The sequence below is a fragment of the Stenotrophomonas sp. G106K1 genome, from assembly GCF_037969685.1.
In the GTDB taxonomy this organism is placed as follows: domain Bacteria; phylum Pseudomonadota; class Gammaproteobacteria; order Xanthomonadales; family Xanthomonadaceae; genus Stenotrophomonas; species Stenotrophomonas lactitubi.
Window position 1 is genome coordinate 93,314 of sequence record NZ_JBBPFR010000001.1, and the last position, 19,805, is coordinate 113,118.

A 19,805-nucleotide genomic window follows, 5' to 3' on the forward strand; every position below is an offset into this window, starting at 1 on the left:
GGAACATGAACGAGGCCTCGATTCTGCGCGAGCCGCACGGCCACGCCAACCGACAGGATGACTAACGACACATTCGCTATACCGAACTTCGCACTATTGTTGACTTCAACGTAGTGGAGGGCCGGTCATGTCCGAGGACGATGTCCACCTGAAGAAGTTCCAGAAGGAGCTCAGCGCCGGCACGGTCTCGTTGGCCCTGCTGGCGGTGCTGGCCCGCGCCGGTGAGCCGCTGTACGGCTACCTGATCGCCAAGGAGCTGGAACGGGTGGGCGAGGGCGTGCTCAGTGGCAAGCAGAGCGCGCTGTACCCGGTGCTGCGCAACCTTGAGGGCGCCGGCCTGTTGGAGAGCCATGTGGAGCCGTCCAGCAGTGGGCCGCCGCGCCGCTACTACCGCATCAACGCGCGTGGCCGGGAGGTGCTGGAGCAATGGCGCCAGGCCTGGCGTGACACCCGTGATTCCGTCGATTCCGTGTTGGAGGGGGTACCGCAATGAACGACCTGAACCTGGCAGGCAACAGTCTGCCCAGCACCATTCCGCAGTACCTGGCGCAGTTGCGTGCGGCGCTGGACGGTGCCGATCCGGCGATGGTGCAGGACGCCCTGTACGACGCCGAGGAGTACCTGCGTTCTGAACTGGCAGCGCAACCCGGCCGCAGCGAAGCCGAAGTCATCGCCGATGTTGCCGGCAGCTACGGTGCACCGGACGAGGTGGCGGAGATCTATCGCGAAACCGAGCTCACGGTGAACCGCGCGCTGCGTACGCCGCGGGCCGACACGGGCCCGGTGCTGCGTGCAGCGGCCGAGGCCAGCGGTGCTGCACCGGCGGCGCAGCGTTCGCTGCTGGCGCGCTTCTTTGGCGTGGTGACCGACCCGCATACCTACGGCGCACTGTTCTACATGCTGTTGTCGCTGGCCACCGGCATCTTCTTCTTCACCTGGGTGGTCACCGGCCTGTCGCTGTCGCTGGGCCTGCTGATCCTGATCATCGGCGTGCCGCTGACGGTGCTGTTCTTCGGCTCGGTGCGTGGACTGGCGTTGCTGGAAGGGCGGCTGGTGGAAGCGCTGCTGGGCGAACGCATGCCGCGCCGGCCGCAGTACACCGACCGCAGCCGCAGCTGGCTGCAGCGTGTCGGCGACATGTTCACCGACGGCCGCACCTGGCTGACCCTGCTGTACTTCGTGCTGATGCTGCCGTTGGGCATCATCTACTTCACCATCGCGGTGACCCTGCTGTCGCTGTCGCTGGGTTTGATCTGGGCACCGGTGGCGGCGATCTTCAGCGGCGACATCCCCGGCATCTACATCAACGACGTGAACGTGCTGCCGATGGCGGCCTCGCCGCTGGTGGCCATCGTGGTTGCAGCGGTGGGCGTGTTGCTGCTGCTGCTGACGATGCACCTGGCACGCGGCATCGGCAAGCTGCACGGCATGCTGGCCAAGAACCTGCTGGTGCGGTTGTAGGCCGTCGGGGTCGGATCCCGCGTTGGTAGGTGCCAACCTTGGTTGGCACGATGCCGCCGGCATCGGGATTCACGGCAGAGCGCCAACCAAGGTTGGCATCTACCAGCAGATGCCGGCCAGCGGCCGGCACTACCGGATGCAGGGCGGGTTACCCCGCCTTGCGGCGCAGCGGGGTGACGTTGCTCTTCTTCTTCGTGGCCTTCGCTGCCGGTGCTTCGGCATGCGCGGCGAAGAAGTCACGTACCTTCGGGTAGACCACTTCGCGCCAGCGGCGGCCACTGAAGATGCCGTAGTGGCCCGCGCCTTCGACGATGAAATGCTCGCGGCGGTCAGCAGCAATGCCGGTGCACAGCGACTGTGCCGCTTCGGTCTGGCCGAGGCCGGCGATATCGTCCAGTTCGCCTTCGATGCTCAGCAGCGCGGTATCGCGGATCGCCGACGGATCGACTTTTTCGCCGTTGACGAACCATTCGCCGCGCGGCAGCAGGAAGTCCTGGAACACCACGGAAATGGTGTCCAGGTAGTACTTGGCCGGCATGTCCAGCACGGCGTTGTACTCGTCGTAGAAATTGCGATGCGCGTCGGCATCCTCCAGGTCGCCCTTCACCAGGTCGGTGTAGAAATCCCAGTGCGAGCTGAAGTGGCGGCTGGGATTCATCGACAGGAAGCCGGCGTGCTGCAGGAAGCCGGGATACACGCGGCGACCGGCACCGGGATAGCTGGCCGGCACGGTGTGGATGACATTGTTCTCGAACCACGACAGCGGGTTCTGCGTGGCCAGGTTGTTGACCGCGGTCGGGCTGCAGCGCGCATCGATCGGGCCGCCCATCATCACCAGCGTGCGCGGCGTCGGTTCACCGCGGCTGGCCATCAATGACACCGCGGCCAGCACCGGTACGGTCGGCTGGCAGACACTGACCACGTGCAGGCGCTCCACGCCAAGATGGCGGATGAACTCCTGGATGTAGGCGATGTAATCGTCCAGTCCGAACTCGCCTTCGCTGCCGGGCACCATGCGCGCGTCGACCCAGTCGGTCACGTACACGCGGTGGTCGCGCAGCAGCGTGCGCACGGTGTCGCGCAGCAGCGTGGCGTGATGGCCCGACAACGGCGCCACCACCAGCACGAACGGCTGGTTGAGCATGGTGTGCAGCTGGTCGGCTTCATTGCTGTGGCGCTTGAAGCGCAGCAGCTTGCAGAACGGCTTGCTGAGTTCCTCGTGCACCACGATCGGCACGCGCTCGCCCTCGACCTCGATTTCGTTGATGCCCCATTCGGGCTTCTCGTAATCCTTGCCGATGCGATGGAACAGCTCATTGACCGCCGCCAGGCGATCAGCGCCGGGCATCTGCGACCACCAGTGTCCCTGGTTGGCGAAGAACTTGGCGTTGGCCTGGGCCTGGTGCACCCAGGGGGCGAGCAGGTTGCGGGTCAGTTCGTGCAGTTGATAGAGCATGCCGACCGAATATGTATGGTCTTATGTTGCCGCGCAGCATAGCGCATCCGACTGTCCCGGACGTTAAGCGCACTCAATGGGCGGTATTCAGCGGGCGGCCTGCTCCAGTGCGGCCGCTTCACCGGCCAGTGCTGGCCCCAGCCAGAGTTGGGAACCGACCGCCTGCAGGCCTTGGCGGCTCAGCTCGCGCCGGTACCAGCGGGCCGGACGCGACTGGAAGTCGTCATGGTCGCCCTCGAATTCATCTTCGGCGGCGAAAGTCTCCAGGAACGCCATGCCTGCGGTCAGCTCGGCGACACCGGCCAGGCCCGCGCGCAGTTCGCGGTTGGGCACGTAGTGCATCACGTCCGAACAGACCAGCAGGTCGACCGGGGCGCAGGGCCGCAGCCAGGCGAAATCGCCGAAGCTGGCCAGGTGCAGGTTGCGGGTCCGGCCGTAGCGGCGCACAGCGTACTCGCTGCTGTCGAAACCGAGGTATTCGACCTTCGGACGCAGTTTCAGCAGCGGCGCGCGCCAGGCGCCTTCGCCGCAGCCGATGTCCAGCACGCTGCGGATCGGTCGTTCCAGGTAGTACTCGGCCGTCGCTACGGCGAGGGCGACCTTGCGCGCCAGGCGCGCGCTGCCGCCGATGTCGGCGCGGCGGTACCAGCGCTGGAAGTAGGCGGCGTCGTAGGTCTTGTCCATGGCGTTCGGGTGCAGTGGTGAAATCGGCGCCTATCGTACGGCGTTGCAGCACACCATGCGTCGATGTGTCGCGCCAGCCACCCATGGGGTGGCTCTACTGCGACAATGAGCGGACATCCACGCCAGCCGCCGGAGCGAGCGCATGCAGAGCTATTACTGGGTCAAGACCTTCCACATCGTGTTCGTGGTGGCGTGGATGGCCACGGTGTTCTACCTGCCGCGCATCCTGGTGAACCTTTCCGAGACGGCGGGGCAGCCGGCGGTGGTCGAGCGCCTTCAGCTGATGGGCATGCGCCTGTACCGCTTCGGCCATTCGATGTTCGGCCTGGCATTCGTGCTCGGCCTGGTGCTGTGGCTGGGCTACAAGGTGATTCCGGATTTCCCGACCATGGTCGCCCCGGGCGGCGCGGGCTGGCTGCATGCCAAGCTGGGCCTGGTGGTGCTGCTGCTGGCGAACTTCATCTGGATCGGACGCCTGCTCAAGGGGGTGGCCAAGGGCAGGGCGCTGCCTTCCTCGCGCGCGCTGCGCTGGATCAACGAGATTCCGTTGCTGGCGTTCATTCCGATCGTGTGGCTGGTGCTGGCCAAGCCGTTCTGAGGGGGCGTCAGCTGCACCCAGTAGATCCACGCCATGCGTGGATGCCCTGCTAGGTGCAAACAAAAAGAGCCGGGCATCTGCCCGGCTCTTTTTTTGTATCCGACGTCAGTAAGCGATCAAGCGGCTTCGTACGTGCCGTAGCTGCGCAGGCGCTTGTAGCGCTGGTCCAGCAGCTCCTGGGTGGACAGCGCATCCAGCGCGTCCAGCTCGTTCAGCAGCACGGCCTTCAGGCGCTTGGCCATCTGCGTCGGGTTGCGGTGGGCGCCGCCGGTCGGCTCGCGCACGACCTTGTCGACCAGGCCCAGGCTCTTCAGGCGCGGCGCGGTCAGGCCGAGCTGCTCGGCGGCGTCCTTGGCCTTGCCGGCGTCCTTCCACAGGATCGAGGCGCAGCCTTCCGGGGTGATGGTCGAGTACACCGCGTATTCCAGCATCACGGTGCGGTCGCCCACGCCCAGCGCCAGCGCGCCGCCGGAGCCGCCTTCACCGATCACGGTGCAGATGATCGGCACCTTCAGCTCGGCCATCTCGATCAGGTTGCGCGCGATCGCTTCGGACTGGCCGCGCGACTCGGCATCGATGCCCGGCCAGGCGCCGGCGGTATCGATCAGGGTCAGTACCGGCAGGCCGAAACGCTCGGCCATCTTCATCAGGCGCAGCGCCTTGCGGTAGCCCTCGGGCTTGGGCATGCCGAAGTTGCGCTTGATCTTTTCCTTGGTGTCGCGGCCCTTCTGGTGGCCGATGACCATCACCGAGCGGCCATTGATGCGGGCCAGGCCGCCCATGATCGCCTTGTCGTCAGCGAAGGCACGGTCGCCGGCCAGTTCCTGGAACTCATCGCAGATGATGCGGATGTAGTCGGCGGTGTACGGGCGCGACGGGTGGCGGGCCAGCTGCAGCACCTGCCACGAGGTCAGGTTGCGGAAGATCTGTGCGGTACGCACGCGCAGCTTGTCCTGCAGCGCATGCACTTCGGCCTCGACATTGACCGCCGGCCCGGCACTGGCGTTGCGCAGTTCCTGGATCTTGGCTTCCAGGTCGGCGATGGGTTGCTCGAAGTCGAGGTAGTTCGGATTCATCGGAAGCCGTCGTGTAAAGAAGAGGGGAATTCTAGCCGAATGCGCAGGAACGGCCCGTACGCCTTCGTCTGGAAACCGACGGTAGCGCAGTGGGGGCCGGCGGCGCCAGTCGGGCCGCCGGCCGCCGGTTCAGGGCAGGACCAGCGCGCTGCGGGCCATTTCGGTGCTGCGGATCGTCACGAAGTCGTTGTAGGCCTGGTTTGCCGCCACCGGCAGCTTCGCGCCCAGCGTCATGGTGGCGTGGGTGAAGGCCATCTGCGCCTGGAAGTCTTCCTTGCGCAGGGCCTTCTGCTCGCTGGCCGTCGTGGCCTTCAGCCAGCGCGCATAGATGTCGCGCACGGGACCGGCATGGGCCTCGAAGGCCGGGTCCAGCGCAGGCAGCGCGGGCGCCGGTTGCAGCGTGTAGGCGGGCGCCACGTAGCCGGCGGGCTGCTCGCGCTTGTAGGCACCGGGCTCGCCCATGCCGGCCTCGACATAGGCGATGAAGTCCGGCGCGGTGAAGATCTTGGTGCTGATCCTGCCGCCGGTCGAATCGACGTGGGCAACAACCTGCTCCTCGGGGAACGGCTCGCGCACGCCGAAGTTCCAGGTCTTGTCGATGAACAGGCCGTGGTGCTTCTCGAACGGTCCCTTGAACTCGACCCCACCCAGCTCGATGCCCAGGCCGCTGACGCCGAAGTTCTTCAGCTTGTCCTCGCCGGTCACATAGATCTCGCGCGCGGTCACGTACTCGCTGAGGCTGGGGTTGATCAGGCCGCCGCGGCCATCGGCGTAGACGATGAAGCGCACTTCGCCCAGGCGGTCGGCATGCAGGTGATGCTCGCCGGCAGCCAGGCTGATCGGCCGCGATGCGTGCGCGGCCACCGGCAGGTCCTTGCCATCGATACTGATCGCCAGCGGCGCATCGGTCGGGTTGTCGATCTCGAAATCGACCTTGGAGGAACAGCCGGCCAGCGCAAGCGCGGCCATCATCGGCAACAACAGGTTCTTCATTGCAGGCAATCGTCCTTGACGTATGCAGCGGGAAAACAACAACGGATTCGGGGCCAGCCTCAGTTGGCCCACGGCGGGCTGTAGCGCACCTTCAGCGTGCGCACGGCCGGTTCGGCGCGCAGCGCCTCCATCAGCTTGGAATCGACACGCACCGCGCTCTGCCCGGAAACATCGAGCATGCCGGCGATGCCGCCATCGGGGCCCTTCAGCAGCAAGTCCAGGCGCAGGGGCGTACGGCCGGGGCGATGGCGGTCGAGCAGGGCGTCGATGCGCTCCCACACGGGCCGCTGCTGGCGCAGGTCCAGCCGCAGCGACAGGCGCGTGGCGTAGTTCGCGCAGACCTCGTCGAAGTCCCAGCACTGGCGGATGCGCAACGCGAAGCCGCCATTGAATTCGTCTTCGCGCAGGCCGCCCTTGACTACAAGGATGCGGTCCTTGGTCATCAGGTGGCCGAACTCGGCCATGGCATCGGAGAACGCGCTGCATTCGACGCGGCCACGACCATCTTCCAGCTGGATGAAGATCTGGCTCTCGCCCTTGCGGCGCACGCCGACCACCTGGCCGGCAAGCACGGTCTGCACTTCCGGGCGCCAGCGCTTTTCGCCGCCACCACTGTTGCTGTTGGCGCTCCAGATCTTTTCCACCGAGCCAAGGTCGGTACCGACCAGATCGCGCACGTCATCGCGCCACGGGTCGAACGGGTGGCCGCTGAGGTAGAAGCCCAGCGTGTCGCGCTCGCCGTTGAGGCGTTGCAGCAGCGGCCACTCCTCGGCTTGCGGCAGGTCGAGCTGGATCGTCGTCGCGCCCGGATCCGGACCGCCAAACAGCGAATTCTGGCCGGACGCACGCTCGCGCGCCATCTGTTCGGTGGCCTTGATCACTTCCGGCAGCTGCAGCATCAGCGAGGCACGGTTGTGGCCCAGCTCATCCAGCGCACCGCAGTTGATCATGGCTTCCAGCGTGCGCCGGTTGAGCTTGGCCGAACCGATGCGGGTGCAGAAGTCGAGCAGATCGGTGTAGTCGCCGCCGCGCAGGCGTTCCTCCACCACTGCTTCGCAGGCACCCTGGCCGACGCCCTTGATCGCTCCCAGGCCGTACTGGATGGTGTCCGGCGTGGCCGCTTCAAACATGAAGGCGGACTGGTTCACCTTCGGCGGCAGCACGGTCAGGCCGAGGTTGCGCACCTCGTCCAGGAAGCCGACCACCTTCTCGGTGTTGTCCATGTCCGAAGACAGCGTCGCGGCCATGAACTCGGCCGGGTAGTGACGCTTGAGCCAGGCCGTCTGGTAACTGACCAGGGCGTAGGCGGCGGCGTGCGACTTGTTGAAGCCGTAGCCGGCGAACTTCTCCATCAGGTCGAAGATCGCATCGGCCTTGGCTTCGCCGACGCCGTCCTTGGCCGCACCTTCGCGGAAAATCTCGCGGTGCTTGGCCATTTCCGCCGGCACCTTCTTGCCCATCGCACGGCGCAGCAGATCGGCGCCGCCCAGCGAGTAGCCGCCGACGATCTGCGCCATCTGCATCACCTGCTCCTGGTACACCATGATGCCGTAGGTGTCGCGCAGGATGCGCTCGGTGCGCGGATCGGGATACTCCACGTCTTCGCGCCCGTGCTTGCGGTCGACGAAGGAGGGAATCAGGTCCATCGGGCCGGGCCGGTACAGCGACACCAGCGCGATCAGATCTTCGAAACGGTCGGGCTTGGCGTCCTTCAGCAGGCGGCGCATGCCCGAGGATTCGAACTGGAACACCGCACCGGTATTGCCCGAGGCGAAGATGTCCTTGTAGGTGGGCGCATCGTCCAGCGGCAGCTGGGTGATGTCCACCGGCGGAATGCCGGCGCGCTCGTGGCGCTTGTTGATCGCCTTCACCGCCCAGTCGATGATCGTCAGCGTGCGCAGGCCGAGGAAGTCGAACTTCACCAGGCCGACTTCTTCAACGTCGTTCTTGTCGAACTGGGTGACCGGATTCTTGCCGCGGCCCTCTTCATCGTGTTCGGCGAACAGCGGGCAGAACTCGCTCAGCGGCTCGGGCGCGATCACCACGCCGCCGGCGTGCTTGCCGGCGTTGCGGGTGAGGTCCTCCAGCTGCCGCGCCAGGTCGATCAGGTCGCGGACATCGTCCTCGCTCTGGTAGCGCTGGATCAGCTCGGGCGAGGCCATCTCGCTGTCCTTGCCCTCACCCATCGCGTCCTTCAGCGAGATGCCGAGGATGTTCGGGATCAGCTTGGCGACGCCGTCGACCAGGCCATAGGGGAAGCCCAGCACGCGGCCGGAGTCGCGCACCACCGCCTTGGCCGCCATGGTGCCGTAGGTGATGATCTGGCTGACCCGCTCGCGGCCATACTTGCGCGCGACGTAGTCGATGACTTCGTCGCGGCGGTCCATGCAGAAGTCGATGTCGAAGTCGGGCATCGACACGCGTTCGGGGTTGAGGAAGCGCTCGAACAGCAGGTTGTAAGGCAGCGGGTCCAGATCGGTGATCTGCAGCGCCCACGCCACCAGCGAGCCGGCACCGGAACCACGGCCGGGACCGATCGGGATGCCCTGCGCCTTGCCCCACTGGATGAAGTCGGCCACGATCAGGAAGTAGCCGGGGAAACCCATCTTGATGATGGTGTCCAGCTCGAACTCGAGGCGGTCGCTGTAATCCTGCGCGGTCATGCCGGGTGCGATGGGATTCTTTTCCAGGCGCGCGGCCAGGCCCTTGCGCGATTCGCTGCGGATCCAGCTGTCCAGCGTCTCGTCGTCGGGCACCGGATAGTCGGGCAGGAAGTAGGTGCCCAGGCGCATCTCGATGTTGCAGCGCTCAGCCAGCGCCAGCGTGTTGTCGATCGCATCGGGGATGTCGGCAAACAGCGCGCACATCTCCTCGGCCGACTTCAGGTACTGCTGGTCGCTGTACTCGCGCGGGCGCTTGGGGTCATCCAGCACGCGGCCGGTGGAGATGCACACACGTGCTTCGTGCGCGCTGAAATCGGACGGCGACAGGAAGCGCACGTCGTTGCTGGCGATCACCGGCAGGCCGCGCTGGCCGGCGGCCATCAGCGCGAACTGGTTGAAGCTCTCTTCGCCGTCACGGCCGGTACGGGTCAACTCCAGGTGCAGGCCGTCGCCGAACACGCGCTGCCAGTCGGCCAGCTGCTGTTCGGCCAGATCGTGCTTGCCATCCAGCGCCAGGCGCCCGGCCAGGCTGTCACGGCCGGCCAGGGCGAACAGGTTGGCGTTGCCGGCCTTCAGCCAGTCCGGGTGCACGGCCACGCCGCCCTCGGGGCGATGGCCTTCCATCCATGCTCGGGTCAGCAGCCGCGACAGGCTCAGGTAGCCCTCGCGGTCGCGGCACAACAGCGTCATCCGCCACGGGTCCTGGCCTTCCTCGGCGATCATCACGTCGGCGCCGGCGATGGGCTTGATGCCCACGCCTTCGGCGGCCTTGTAGAACTTGACCAGGGCAAACAGGTTGTTGAGGTCGGTCACCGCCAGCGCAGGCAGTCCGAGTTCGACCGAGCGCGACAGCAGGTTGGCCTGCTTGGCTTTTTTCGGGTCAGCCTGGTCCGGCTTGGCCGGCACGCGGATGGTCGAGTCCGCCAGCGAGAACTCGGTGTGGACGTGGAGATGTACGAAGCGGGAGTTGGACATGCCGGACCAGGTTGGAGCGCGCAGGCCCCGGGTGCAGACGCGGGAATCGTCGCCGGGGTCGGGAAGCGCTGGAGTGCCCGGTCAGGGTAGCGAGGGCAGGGGGTTGCCACAAGGCTTGACAGGGGCACGGCGTGGCGCCGGATTCAGGCGTGCGGGAGGCCGCCTTCTGTAGAGCCGAGCCCATGCTCGGCTGTCCACGGCAGCCGAGCATGGGCTCGGCTCTACAACTCCAGCAGGCTCAGGCGATGGCCGCGACAGCCGGCGCTTCCATGCACTCGCGCACCGGGGCGAAGCTGCGCCGGTGCTCCGCGCACGGGCCGTGTTCACGCAGGGCGGCCAGATGTGCCGGGGTGCCGTAGCCCTTGTGCTGGTCGAAGCCGTACTGCGGGTGGCGTGCGTGCAGGTCCAGCATGTAGCGGTCGCGCGAGACCTTGGCCAGGATCGAGGCCGCCATGATCGCGCGGTCGATGCCATCGCCGCCGACCAGCGCCTGCGCCGGCAGCACCAGCCCCTTGGGCACCACGTTGCCATCGATGCGGGCGAAGCCGGCCACGTGGGCCACTGCCGCGACGACATCGCGCATGCCCTGCAGGGTAGCTTGATAGATGTTCAGGCGGTCGATGGCTTCCACGTCCACCAGCACCACGTGCCAGGCCAGGGCGCGGTCGAGGATGCGGTCATGCAGCTGCTCGCGGCGGGCCGCGGTCAGCTGCTTGGAATCATCCAGGCCGTTCAGTCGTGGCCGCTGCGGATCGAACACCACCGCTGCCACCGCCACTGGGCCAGCCAGCGGTCCCCGACCAGCTTCGTCGACACCGGCGATGCGGTGGCCCGGGTCGATTATCGCGGCGCCATCGAACAGGGCCAGACTGGCCGCTGCGGCATGGCGGCGGCTCATGCTTTTTCCTGGCCGCGGACCAGCAGTTCGCCGACAGCATCGGCTGCACGCGCCGATGCGTTGCGACGCAGGCGTTCATGCAGGCGTGTGTAGATGCCCTGCAGATCGGCGATCCGCTGCGGGTGGTCGAACCACTGCTGGACGGCGGCGGCCAGTTTCTCCGGCGTGCAGTCGTGCTGCATCAGCTCTGGTGCCAGGTCCTGGCCGGCAAGGATGTTGGGCAGGGCGAAGCGGTCGACCTTGATCAACCCCAGCGCCTTCACCAGGCGGTAGGTCAGCTCGTTGACCCGGTAGCCGACGACCATCGGCCGCTTCACCAGCATCGCTTCCAGGGTCGCGGTCCCGGAGGCCAGCACCACCACGTCGGCGGCGATCATCGCGTTGCGCGCCTGGCCATCCAGTACATGCGAATAGGCCACCGGCAGTGCCGAGCGTGACAGCTGTTCTTCGATAAGGCGACGGCAGGCCGCGTTGGCCGCAGGGACCACCACGTGCAGGCCGGGAATACGCTCGGACACCTGCCAGGCGGCCTCGAAAAAGGCCTCGCCGAGCTTGGATATCTCGCCCAGGCGGCTGCCGGGAAGCACGGCCAGCACCTTGGCCGAGGCGGGCAGGCCGAGTTCGATCCGGGCCGCTTCACGGTCGACGTGCAGCGGGATGTCATCGGCCATCGGATGACCGACGAAGCGCGCATCGATGCCGTGCTTGGCGTAGATCGGTGGCTCCATCGGGAACAGGCAGAGCACCAGGTCGGCGCTGCTGCCGATCTTCTCGGCGCGCTTCTCGCGCCATGCCCATACCGAAGGGCTGACGTAGTGCACGGTGCGCACGCCACGCTGTTTCAGCCAGCGTTCGATGCCCAGATTGAAGTCGGGCGCGTCGATGCCGATGAACACATCCGGCTGCCACTCCAGCGCACGCTGGCGGAACGCCGAACGCAGCTTGAGCAGGCGCGGCAGATGGCGCAGCACTTCGGTCAGGCCCATCACCGCCAGTTCGCTGGCATCGTGCCAGGTCTGGCAGCCGGCGCTGCGCATGGCATCGCCGCCGATGCCGGCGAATTCGGCATGCGGGAAGCGGGCCTTCAGTTCGCGTATCAGGCCCGCACCGAGCAGGTCGCCGGAGGCTTCACCAGCGACCAGCGCGATCCGCAACGGACGATCGCTCAGCACCCGATGGGCAGGCACGCTGCCGGCCATCGAGGCCAGCGAAATCACGTCGGCGCCGGCCGGCGCCTGGCCGGTCGCGCTGCTCATCGCAGCAGATGCCTCTCGGTGTGTTCGATGAAGTCCAGCATCGATTTGACATCGTCGCTGTCGCGCGCCTGCTCGGCCAGCTGCGCCTTGGCGTCGGCCAGCGGCAGGCCCGCCACGTACAGCGTGCGGTAGGCGCGCTTGATGGCGGTGATGCGCTCGGGGTCGAAGCCGCGACGCTTCAGCCCCTCGCTGTTGATGCCGCGCGGGCGGCCCAGCGAGTCGGTGCCGACCATGGTGAACGGCGGCACGTCGCCATTGGTCAGCGCGCCCATGCCGAGGAAGGCATGCGCACCGATGCGGCAGAACTGATGCGCGCCGGCGAAGCCGCTGATGATCACGTAGTCACCGACGGTCACGTGGCCGGCCAGCGTGGTGTTGTTGGAGAACACGCAGAAGTTGCCGACGTGGCAATCGTGGGCCACGTGCGTATAGGCCAGCATCCAGTTGTCATCGCCGATGGTGGTGATGCCGCCGCCGCCGCCGGTGCCACGGTTGAGGGTGACGAACTCGCGGAACACGTTGCGGTCGCCGATCACCAGTTCGGTGCGTTCACCGGCGTACTTCTTGTCCTGCGGCTCGCCGCCGACCGCGACGTGGCCGATGAAGCGATTGTCGCGGCCGATCCGGGTCGGGCCATGGATGCTGCAGTGCGGACCGACCTGGGTGCCGGCGCCGATCTCGACGTCCGGGCCGATGATCGTGAACGCGCCCACGCGGACATCGTCGGCCAGGCGCGCCGACGGATCGATCACGGCAGTGGGATGGATCAGGGGGGCGTTGTCGCTCATCTCGGTCCTCCAGCCAGGGTCATTCGCGGGTGCCGGCGCACAGCACCTCGGCGCAGGCGACGACTTCGCCGTCGACCTTGGCCACACAGTCGTACACGGCCATGTTGCGGATCACGCGCTTGATCTCCACGTGCATCTCCAGCACGTCACCCGGCACCACCTGCTTGGTGAAGCGGGCCTTGTCGACCTTGACCATGTAGAACAGCTTGGACTGCGCATCGCGGCCCAGGGTCAACTGGGTCAGCACGCCACCGGCCTGGGCCATGGCTTCGATGATCAGCACGCCGGGCATGATCGGCTGGCCCGGGAAGTGGCCCTGGAAGAACGGCTCGTTGATGCTGACGTTCTTGGTCGCGACGATCGTGCGCTTCTCATAGTCGATCGACACCACCTTGTCCACCAGCAGGAACGGGTAGCGGTGCGGAAGCAGCGTCTGGATCTGCGCCATGTCCGGCAGGGTCTGGGGCTGGCTCATTCTTTCTCCTTGCTCACAGACAGGATGCGACGGGCCAGTGCATCAAGCTGCTTGAAGCGCGCGGCGTTTTTGCGCCACGTGCGGTTGTCGGTCAGGGGCGTGCCGGAGGAATACTCGCCCGGCTCGGTGATGGAGTTGCGGACCACCGATTTGCCGGTGATCACGACCTTGTCGCAGATTTCGAGATGACCGACGACGCCAACGGCGCCGCCGAGCAGGCAGTAACGGCCGATCTTGGCGCTGCCGGCAATGCCGGTGCAGCCCGCGATGGCCGAGTGGGCGCCGATCTGCACGTTGTGCGCGATCTGCACCAGGTTGTCCAGGCGGACGTCCTCGGCCAGCACGGTGTCTTCCAGCGCGCCACGGTCAACACAGGTGTTGGCGCCGATCTCGCAGTCGTCGCCGATGCGCACGCCGCCAAGCTGCGGCACCTTGATCCATTTGCCAGCGTCCATTGCCAGGCCGAAGCCATCGGCGCCCAGTACGGCGCCGGGATGGATGCGCACGCGCTTGCCCAGCTTGACGCGGGTGACCAGGGTGACGCGGGCGATCAGCTCGCAACCGCTGTCGAGGGTGCAGTCTTCGCCGATGATGCTGCCGGCGCCGATGATGCAGTTCTCGCCGATGACGCTGCGTGCGCCGATGGTGACGAACGGGCCGACGTGGGCGCTGGCGGCGACCTGCGCCTGCGGATCGATCACTGCGCTGGGGTGGATGCCTGGCGGGCGGGTCGGGGCGATGTCGAACAGCGCGCCGATCTTGGCAAAGGTGGTGTAAGGGTCCTTGGCAACCAGCGCGGTGCCGGGAGCCGCGTCGGCATCCTCGGCGCGCAGCACGACGATGCCGGCCTGGCTGTCGGCCAGCTGGGCGCGGTAGCGCGGGTTGGCGAGGAAGGTCAGCTGGCCGGCACCGGCATGGGCGAGGGTGGCCACGCCATGGATGGCGGTGCTCGGGTCGCCATGGACCTGCAGGCCGAACTGATCGGCGAGTTGCTGGGCGGTGTAGGTAGGAGTATTCACGGCGGGAGTTTAACGTGTGACGCCATTGCGGTCATGCGGGAGCAAAAGCCGGCGCCTGGTTGATCCGTAGGGCGATGGCGCAGGGGACTGCCCAGGACACGCTGTAAACCCGTCCCTGGGGGCTCGATGGCGCCATCCATGGCGCCAACGGTCCTGGTCAGCCCCCTGCGCCATCACCGGATGGTCTCCCGCGCGCGCGGATCCAACGTCCACAGTCGCCTACAGCGCCGAGCCATACCCGGCTCACCGCGCGTCAGCGTGCGCTTCAATAACGAGAACGCCGGGCAATGCCCGGCGATTCGAGACCCGTCTGGTGGAGAGCCCCCCTTCTGTTAAGGGGGGCGCGCCAGTGGCGCGGGGATAGGTGAAATGCGCGGGCAATTCACCGGAGGTGGATCAGTTCTGAGGAACGTCGTTCCTCAGAACTGGCCACCGAACGTGAATTGCAGGCGTTCGATCTCGTCGCCGTCCTTCTTCTTCAGCGGGAACGCGTAGCTGATCGAAATCGGGCCGACCGGGGCGCGCCACAGCAGGGCCACACCGGTGGACACGCGCAGCTCGTTGGCCTTGAAGTTGTCGCTGCCGTTGTAGACGTTGCCGAAGTCGACGAAGGCCGACACACGGGCCGACGGGCTGTCGAACAGGCGCGGGAAGTAGGCTTCGACCGAGCCGACGGTCTTCAGCGAGCCACCCAGCGGCTGGCCGTTCGGGTAACCGCTGGTGACTTCACGCGGGCCGAGGGTGTTGTCCTCGAAACCACGCACCGAGTTGGTACCGCCGGCGTAGAAGTTCTCGTAGAACGGCAGGCCCGATGCGGTAACGGTACGGGTGGTGCCGTCGCCGTTGTCGATCACGCGGGTCTTGTCGTTGCCGTAGGAATCACCGTAGCCGATTTCGGCGCGGGTGTTGATCACCAGCGAGGGGATGATCGGCCAGTACTTGCTGATCTGGTAGTTCAGCTTGTAGTACTCGATGGTCGAACCCGGCAGCGTGGTTTCCAGGCCCACGCGCTGGTAGGTACCGCGCGTCGGCATGAAGTAGTCGTTGCGGGAGTCGCGCGCCCAGCCCAGCTCCGTGCGCCATGCATGGAAGGTACGGCTGCCGACGGCATCGATGTAGTCGATGATCGATTTCGGAGTCGAGCCCTGATAGGTGGTGATCTGGTTGCTGTCGATGCCGAACATCAGCGAGACAGTGTCGGTCTCGGTGATCGGCACGCCGAACACCACCTGCGCCGAACCGTTGGTGCTGTTGTACTGCGCGGTGTTGAAGTCGGAGTAGTCCAGCTCGCGCCAGGACAGGTTGTAGCCCAGCGAGACGCCGTCATCGGTGAAGTACGGGTTGGTGTAGCTGAAGCCGTAGCGCTGCAGGTAGCTGCTGCGCGAGGCTTCGACCGACACGCGGTTGCCGCCGCCCAGGAAGTTGTTCTGCGACAGCTGCACCGAGGTGGTCATGCCGTAGGACTGCGAGTAGCCCAGGCCGAACACGAAGCTGCCCGAGGTGGTTTCCTTGACGTTGTAGACGACGTCGACCTGGTCATTGCTGCCGCTGACGGGCGGGGTTTCCACTTCCACCGCTTCAAAGTAGCCCAGGCGCTGCAGGCGGATCTTGGAACGGTCGATCGCGGCCTGCGAGTACCAGCTGTTCTCGAACTGGCGCATTTCGCGACGCATCACCTCGTCGGAGGTGCGGGTATTGCCCTTGAAGATGATGCGGCGGACGGTCACGCGCGGGCCCGGCACGACCTGCATGTTGACCGCCACGGTCTGCTCGGCGCGGTTGGTGGTCGGAATCGGGTTCACCTTGGCGAAGGCGTAACCGATGTTGGACAGCGAGTTGGTGATCGAGTCGGAGCTGAATTCCAGCAGCGCACGCGAGAACGTGTCGCCGGACTTCTGCACGACCATGCGCTCGACGTCTTCCTGCGGCAGGATCGTATCGCCGCTGACCTTGATCTCGGAGATCTTGTACTGGTCACCTTCGGTCACGCCGGCGGTGATGAACATGTCGCGCTTGTCGGGGCTGATCGAGACCTGCGTCGAGTCGATGCTGAAGTCGACATAGCCGCGGTCCAGGTACCAGGAATTCAGCTTCTCCAGGTCGCCGGACAGCTTTTCCTTGGAGTACTGGTCGTCACGGCGGTACCACGACGCCCAGTTGTGTTCCTTGGACTCCCAGTACTCCAGGATGTCCTTGCTGTCGTACTTCTCGGTGCCGACGATGTTGACGTGGCGGATCTTGGCCGCCTTGCCTTCCTTGATCGCGATGGCGATGTCGACGCGGTTGCGATCCAGCGGGCTCACCGTCGGGGTGATGTCGACGGTGTATTTGCCACGGTCGTTGTACTGGCGGCGAAGTTCCTGGGTCACGCGGTCCAGGCTCAGGCGATCGAAGGTGCCGCCTTCGGTCAGGCCGATGTCGGACAGGCCCTTGAGCAGCTGGTCGGACTTGATGTCCTTGTTGCCGGTGACGGTCAGCTTGTTGATCGCCGGACGTTCCTTGACGGTCACCACCAGGATGCTGCCCTGGCGATCGAGCTGCACGTCTTCGAAGAAGCCGGTCTTGTACAGGGCGCGGATGGTCTCGCCGACCTTGCTGTCGGTGACGGTCTCGCCACGCTCGACCGGCAGGTAGGTGAACACCGTACCGGAGCTGATGCGCTGCAGGCCGTCGACGCGGATGTCGCTGACAGTGAAGGGCTCGGCTGCCTGGGCCAGGGCGGGGGCGCCGGTGACGGCGGCGAGGGCGAGGGCCAGCAGGCGGCGATTGGGGAGTCGCGTCATGTCACGTCCGGTAGGAAGGTCGATTTCATTGGTAAGGGATGCCGACGCTGTAGACGGCAAAAACATGGAAAAGTTCATCGCGGGACCAGGCCGAGGATGTCGTTGTAGAACGCCAATCCCATCAGCCCGGCCAGCAACGCCAGGCCGATGTATTGGCCGGCGGCGACGGCACGCTCGCTCAGCGGGCTGCCCTTGACCAACTCGATAAGGTAATACAGCAGGTGGCCGCCGTCCAAGATGGGGATCGGCAGCAGGTTGATGATGCACAGGCTCAGCGACAGCAGGGCGAGGAACTGGATGAACCAATCCACGCCACGCTTGGCCGAAATATTGGCGACCCGGGCAATGGTGACCGGGCCGGAAACGTTCTGTAGCGAGGCTTTGCCGGTGACGATCCGGCCCATCATGGCCAGTGAATCGGCGGCCATCCTGCCGGTTTCCCGCACCGCCACCGTCACTGACTGCAGCGGGCCGAACTTGAGCAGGGTGTCATAGGCGGGGCTGTAGCTCTGGGCAAAGCCAGCGCCGATCTGCCAGGTGGGCTGGCCCTTGCCGTCCTTGCCCTGGCGCGGGGTGATCTCCAGCGCCAGGCGCTCGCCACCACGCAGCACCTCGATCATCGCCGGGCCACCGCGGCGGCCGAGGCTGCCCACTTCGCTGATGGCCTGCTCGACGCTGTCGATGCGCTGGCCGTCGATCGCCACGATCAGATCGCCGGGTTGCAGGTGACCTTCCGCAGCCGATCCCTTCACGATGTTGTCCACCAGCGGCGGCTGCAGCCACGCACGCCAGTACACGCCGGCCAGGATCGGAACCCGGCGTTCATCGAAGCCGGCCGGCAGCTGCGACAGCGGCAGGGTGCGCGAGCGCAGCTGGTCTGCGGGGTCCAGAACTTCAAGGGTCACATCGCGACGGTCCATCGCCGCCGCGGTCAGGGCCATGCTGGCCTCACCCAGGGTGATCACATCGCGGCCGTCCACGCTCAGCAGGCGATCGCCGCTGCCGAGCCCGGCCGTGGCGGCCATCCCGGTAGCGCGGCCGACGGTGGCGGAATAGTCCTGCTTGCCGATCACGAACATCGCCCACAGCAGCAGGATGCACAGCAGCAGGTTGGCGATCGGGCCCGCCGCCACGATGGCGATGCGCTGCCACACGGTCTTGTGGTTGAAGGCCTGGCCGCGCTCGTGCGGGTGGACCTCGACTTCGCGTTCGTCGAGGAATTTCACATAGCCGCCCAGCGGGATGGCGGCGATGGCGAACTCGGTGCCATGGCGGTCGCGGCGCGACCACAGCGGACGGCCGAAGCCGACCGAGAAGCGCAGCACCTTGACCCCGCACAGGCGCCCGACCCAGTAATGCCCGAATTCGTGGAAGGTGACCAGCAGCCCAAGGCTGACGATCATCCACCAGACCGATCCGATGAAGTCAGTCATGCAGGTTCACATTGGCGGACACGGGCGGCGGCGTCATACGGGATGGGTGCGCTGTTCAGGTGGCGGCGATGGCGTTCAGGGTCAGCTGGCGGGCCCGCTGGTCGGCGGACAACAGAACCTCAAGTGTATCGGCTGGTTCGGTCGGCAGTGTTGAAAGAGCGTTAGCAACCAGCGTCGGAATGGTCAGGAAGCCTATGCGGCCCTGAAGAAACGCTGAAACTGCCTCTTCGTTGGCGGCGTTCAGCACGGCCGGGGTGGTACCGCCGGCGCGCATCGCCTGCCATGCAAGGGCCAGGCACGGGAAGGCGTCGGTGTCGGGGGCCTCGAAATCCAACCGGCCCTGGCTCAGCAGATCCAGACCGGACACGCCCGATTCGATCCGTTGCGGCCAGCCCAGGCCCACCGCCAGAGTGGTACGCATATCCGGCAGGCCCATCTGCGCCAGCGTGGAGCCGTCAACGAACTCCACCAGCGAATGCACCAGGCTCTGCGGGTGCACCAGCACCTCGATGCGCTCGCCGGGGATGCCGAACAGGTGGTGGGCCTCGATCACTTCCAGGCCTTTGTTCATCAACGTCGCCGAATCGACCGAGATCTTCGGCCCCATCGACCACTTCGGGTGCGCCACGGCCTGGGCCGGGGTGACCTGCTGCAGTTCGGCGCGGCTGCGCCCGCGGAACGGTCCACCCGAGGCGGTCAGCAGGATGCGGCGCACGCCGGCACCGTCGAGGCTGGCATCACGTGAACGCAGGCACTGGAAGATCGCACTGTGCTCGCTGTCGATCGGGATGATCTCGGCGCCGGCACGCTCGGCGGTACGGGTCAGCAGTTCGCCGGCCAGTACCAGTGATTCCTTGTTGGCCAGCAGGATGCGCTTGCCGGCCGCGGCGGCGGCCAGGGTCGAGGACAGGCCGGCGGCGCCGACGATTGCGGCAACCACGGTGTCGCAGGCGTCGCTGGCGGCCAGCTGGTCCAGCGCGGCGTGGCCGGCGTGGGCCAGGGTGGCCAGGCCGGCATCGCGCAGGCCGTCACGCAGTTCGGCATACAGGGTTTCATCGGCGATCACCGCATGCGCGGGCCGGTGCTGCCGGCACAGGGCCAGCAACGCCTGTACCTGGCGGCCGGCGGCGAGCACGGTGGCCTGGTAACGCAGCGGATGGCGGGCGATCACGTCAAGCGTGGAGGCACCAATCGAACCGGTGGCGCCGAACACGGCGACCCGGCGCAGGTCTGCAGCAGCATCCATG

General features: G+C 66.3%; 16 protein-coding genes. 3 read left to right on the plus strand and 13 right to left on the minus strand.

Annotated elements, in window-relative coordinates:
• Positions 1-127 precede the first annotated feature (127 nt).
• The gene (locus WKB25_RS00440) at positions 128-493 is read left to right on the plus strand and encodes a PadR family transcriptional regulator (protein WP_099821443.1); all 366 of its coding nucleotides are present in this window, start codon (positions 128-130) and stop codon (positions 491-493) included.
• Positions 490-1,461: a sensor domain-containing protein gene (locus tag WKB25_RS00445; protein WP_340568081.1), complete on the plus strand. Its 972-nt coding sequence runs from the start codon at positions 490-492 to the stop codon at positions 1,459-1,461. The genes WKB25_RS00440 and WKB25_RS00445 overlap by 4 nt, the downstream gene beginning before the upstream one ends.
• Positions 1,462-1,609: 148 nt before the next feature.
• On the opposite strand, the gene phaZ is transcribed toward WKB25_RS00445, so the two are convergent.
• The gene (gene phaZ / locus WKB25_RS00450) at positions 1,610-2,917 is read right to left on the minus strand and encodes a polyhydroxyalkanoate depolymerase (protein ID WP_340568083.1); all 1,308 of its coding nucleotides are present in this window, start codon (positions 2,915-2,917) and stop codon (positions 1,610-1,612) included.
• An 87-nt stretch (positions 2,918-3,004) separates the two neighbouring features.
• Positions 3,005-3,601, minus strand: a complete 597-nt coding sequence (locus tag WKB25_RS00455; RefSeq protein ID WP_340568085.1) for a class I SAM-dependent methyltransferase — start codon at positions 3,599-3,601, stop codon at positions 3,005-3,007.
• Positions 3,602-3,743: 142 nt separating this feature from the next.
• On the opposite strand from WKB25_RS00455, the gene WKB25_RS00460 reads away from it, so the two are divergent.
• Entirely contained in the window at positions 3,744-4,199 is a 456-nt protein-coding gene (locus WKB25_RS00460; RefSeq protein ID WP_340568087.1) for a CopD family protein, read from the plus strand.
• Positions 4,200-4,315: 116 nt separating this feature from the next.
• Here the strand turns inward: WKB25_RS00460 and WKB25_RS00465 are convergent, their stop codons facing one another.
• The 11 genes from WKB25_RS00465 to WKB25_RS00515 all read right to left on the minus strand — a co-directional run bounded on the left by WKB25_RS00465 (position 4,316) and on the right by WKB25_RS00515 (position 19,804).
• A complete protein-coding gene (locus tag WKB25_RS00465; RefSeq protein ID WP_340568088.1) occupies positions 4,316-5,275 on the minus strand; it encodes an acetyl-CoA carboxylase carboxyltransferase subunit alpha in 960 nt (319 codons plus the stop codon).
• A gap of 129 nt (positions 5,276-5,404) precedes the next feature.
• Entirely contained in the window at positions 5,405-6,268 is an 864-nt protein-coding gene (locus tag WKB25_RS00470) for a hypothetical protein (RefSeq protein WP_340568091.1), read from the minus strand.
• Between the two features lie 59 nt (positions 6,269-6,327).
• The gene (gene dnaE, locus WKB25_RS00475; protein WP_340568092.1) at positions 6,328-9,906 is read right to left on the minus strand and encodes a DNA polymerase III subunit alpha; all 3,579 of its coding nucleotides are present in this window, start codon (positions 9,904-9,906) and stop codon (positions 6,328-6,330) included.
• 238 nt (positions 9,907-10,144) lie between these two features.
• Complete coding sequence (locus WKB25_RS00480) at positions 10,145-10,804, minus strand: ribonuclease HII (protein WP_340568094.1); 660 nt, start codon at positions 10,802-10,804, stop codon at positions 10,145-10,147.
• Positions 10,801-12,060: a lipid-A-disaccharide synthase gene (gene lpxB, locus WKB25_RS00485; RefSeq protein WP_340568095.1), complete on the minus strand. Its 1,260-nt coding sequence runs from the start codon at positions 12,058-12,060 to the stop codon at positions 10,801-10,803. The genes WKB25_RS00480 and lpxB overlap by 4 nt, the downstream gene beginning before the upstream one ends.
• Positions 12,057-12,848, minus strand: a complete 792-nt coding sequence (gene lpxA / locus WKB25_RS00490) for an acyl-ACP--UDP-N-acetylglucosamine O-acyltransferase (RefSeq protein WP_340568097.1) — start codon at positions 12,846-12,848, stop codon at positions 12,057-12,059. Before lpxA ends, lpxB begins: the two co-directional genes overlap by 4 nt.
• Before the next feature lie 19 nt (positions 12,849-12,867).
• The gene (gene fabZ, locus WKB25_RS00495) at positions 12,868-13,323 is read right to left on the minus strand and encodes a 3-hydroxyacyl-ACP dehydratase FabZ (protein WP_089239833.1); all 456 of its coding nucleotides are present in this window, start codon (positions 13,321-13,323) and stop codon (positions 12,868-12,870) included.
• Positions 13,320-14,342 carry a UDP-3-O-(3-hydroxymyristoyl)glucosamine N-acyltransferase gene (lpxD, locus tag WKB25_RS00500; protein ID WP_093817747.1) on the minus strand — a complete coding sequence of 341 codons (1,023 nt, stop codon included), beginning with the start codon at positions 14,340-14,342 and terminating at the stop codon, positions 13,320-13,322. Before lpxD ends, fabZ begins: the two co-directional genes overlap by 4 nt.
• Positions 14,343-14,761: 419 nt before the next feature.
• The gene (bamA, locus tag WKB25_RS00505; protein ID WP_340568101.1) at positions 14,762-17,125 is read right to left on the minus strand and encodes an outer membrane protein assembly factor BamA; all 2,364 of its coding nucleotides are present in this window, start codon (positions 17,123-17,125) and stop codon (positions 14,762-14,764) included.
• A 74-nt stretch (positions 17,126-17,199) separates the two neighbouring features.
• Positions 17,200-18,558 (minus strand): RIP metalloprotease RseP, encoded by a 1,359-nt coding sequence (rseP, locus tag WKB25_RS00510; RefSeq protein ID WP_340568102.1) that lies wholly within the window; start codon positions 18,556-18,558, stop codon positions 17,200-17,202.
• A gap of 55 nt (positions 18,559-18,613) precedes the next feature.
• Complete coding sequence (locus WKB25_RS00515; protein WP_340568103.1) at positions 18,614-19,804, minus strand: 1-deoxy-D-xylulose-5-phosphate reductoisomerase; 1,191 nt, start codon at positions 19,802-19,804, stop codon at positions 18,614-18,616.
• Position 19,805: the final 1 nt, after the last annotated feature.

Excerpts from the sequence above, each read along its gene's own strand:
- WKB25_RS00440 (WP_099821443.1), top strand. The coding sequence starts at position 128 with ATGTCCGAGGACGATGTCCACCTGAAGAAGTTCCAGAAGGAGCTCAGC.
- WKB25_RS00445 (WP_340568081.1), top strand. The coding sequence starts at position 490 with ATGAACGACCTGAACCTGGCAGGCAACAGTCTGCCCAGCACCATTCCG.
- phaZ (WP_340568083.1), bottom strand. The coding sequence starts at position 2,917 with ATGCTCTATCAACTGCACGAACTGACCCGCAACCTGCTCGCCCCCTGG.
- WKB25_RS00455 (WP_340568085.1), bottom strand. The coding sequence starts at position 3,601 with ATGGACAAGACCTACGACGCCGCCTACTTCCAGCGCTGGTACCGCCGC.
- WKB25_RS00460 (WP_340568087.1), top strand. The coding sequence starts at position 3,744 with ATGCAGAGCTATTACTGGGTCAAGACCTTCCACATCGTGTTCGTGGTG.
- WKB25_RS00465 (WP_340568088.1), bottom strand. The coding sequence starts at position 5,275 with ATGAATCCGAACTACCTCGACTTCGAGCAACCCATCGCCGACCTGGAA.
- WKB25_RS00470 (WP_340568091.1), bottom strand. The coding sequence starts at position 6,268 with ATGAAGAACCTGTTGTTGCCGATGATGGCCGCGCTTGCGCTGGCCGGC.
- dnaE (WP_340568092.1), bottom strand. The coding sequence starts at position 9,906 with ATGTCCAACTCCCGCTTCGTACATCTCCACGTCCACACCGAGTTCTCG.
- WKB25_RS00480 (WP_340568094.1), bottom strand. The coding sequence starts at position 10,804 with ATGAGCCGCCGCCATGCCGCAGCGGCCAGTCTGGCCCTGTTCGATGGC.
- lpxB (WP_340568095.1), bottom strand. The coding sequence starts at position 12,060 with ATGAGCAGCGCGACCGGCCAGGCGCCGGCCGGCGCCGACGTGATTTCG.
- lpxA (WP_340568097.1), bottom strand. The coding sequence starts at position 12,848 with ATGAGCGACAACGCCCCCCTGATCCATCCCACTGCCGTGATCGATCCG.
- fabZ (WP_089239833.1), bottom strand. The coding sequence starts at position 13,323 with ATGAGCCAGCCCCAGACCCTGCCGGACATGGCGCAGATCCAGACGCTG.
- bamA (WP_340568101.1), bottom strand. The coding sequence starts at position 17,125 with ATGACGCGACTCCCCAATCGCCGCCTGCTGGCCCTCGCCCTCGCCGCC.
- rseP (WP_340568102.1), bottom strand. The coding sequence starts at position 18,558 with ATGACTGACTTCATCGGATCGGTCTGGTGGATGATCGTCAGCCTTGGG.
- WKB25_RS00515 (WP_340568103.1), bottom strand. The coding sequence starts at position 19,804 with ATGGATGCTGCTGCAGACCTGCGCCGGGTCGCCGTGTTCGGCGCCACC.